The organism is Wolbachia endosymbiont of Glossina morsitans morsitans (genome assembly GCF_000689175.1).
Taxonomy (GTDB): Bacteria; Pseudomonadota; Alphaproteobacteria; order Rickettsiales; family Anaplasmataceae; genus Wolbachia; species Wolbachia pipientis.
In genome coordinates, this window is the sequence record NZ_AWUH01000148.1 from 5,770 (window position 1) to 6,657 (window position 888).

1 pseudogene is annotated in these 888 nt (G+C 37.7%); it reads left to right on the top strand.

Annotated elements, in window-relative coordinates:
* Positions 1-888 (top strand): annotated as a pseudogene (locus WGMM_RS03825) (proline dehydrogenase family protein); the annotation flags it as partial.

Genomic DNA, 888 nt, shown 5'->3' on the forward strand with positions numbered 1-888 from the left:
ACGCAATTTCTAAGTTACTTAAGAATTTAGGAGAACCGATCATTCGCAAAGCAGTAAAACAAGCAATGTCTATGCTTGGTAATCATTTTGTTGTTGGAGAAACCATAGAAGAAGCTTTAAGGTACGCAAAACTAGATGACAAAAGTAAGCTGCTCACACAAGTGAGGATGCAGAAGAGTATTTTAATTCATACATGCACTCAATAAAAGCTATTGGTGAATCCACTGAAATAAATGATTGTGTTAAATCCCATGGAATTTCAATCAAACTTTCTGCTTTACACCCACGTTATGAATTTAGTCAATTTGGCCGAATTGCTGGTGAGATATTCACTAAGGTTTTAGAGCTCTGCCGCGAGGCAAAAAAATACAACATTTCACTATGCATAGACGCAGAAGAAACAGAGAGGCTTGAAATTTCCTTAATCTTGTTTGAACAATTACGGCTTGATGAATCACTTTCTGAGTGGGAAGGGCTCGGCTTGGCTGTACAAGCATATCAAAAACGTGCTTTGTCTGTTCTTGACTTTGTAGAGGATGTTGCTATTCGATCAAATCATAAAATTATGGTGAGGCTTGTAAAAGGTGCATATTGGGATTCAGAAATCAAGCGTACGCAAGAATTGGGATTAAATGATTACTCAGTATTTACAAGAAAAAGCTATACTGACGTATCTTACCTCGTGTGCGCACAGAAACTTTTGAGTAAACCAAACAGCTTTTACCCATGCTTTGGAACTCATAACGCCTATACTTTTGCTTCCATCATGGAACTTGCTGATAAAAACCACCCTGGATTTGAATTTCAACGCTTACATGGAATGGCAAAAGACTTATATGATTATGCAATGTCAGAGCTTGCAACAAATGTTAGCTGTCGTGTCTACGC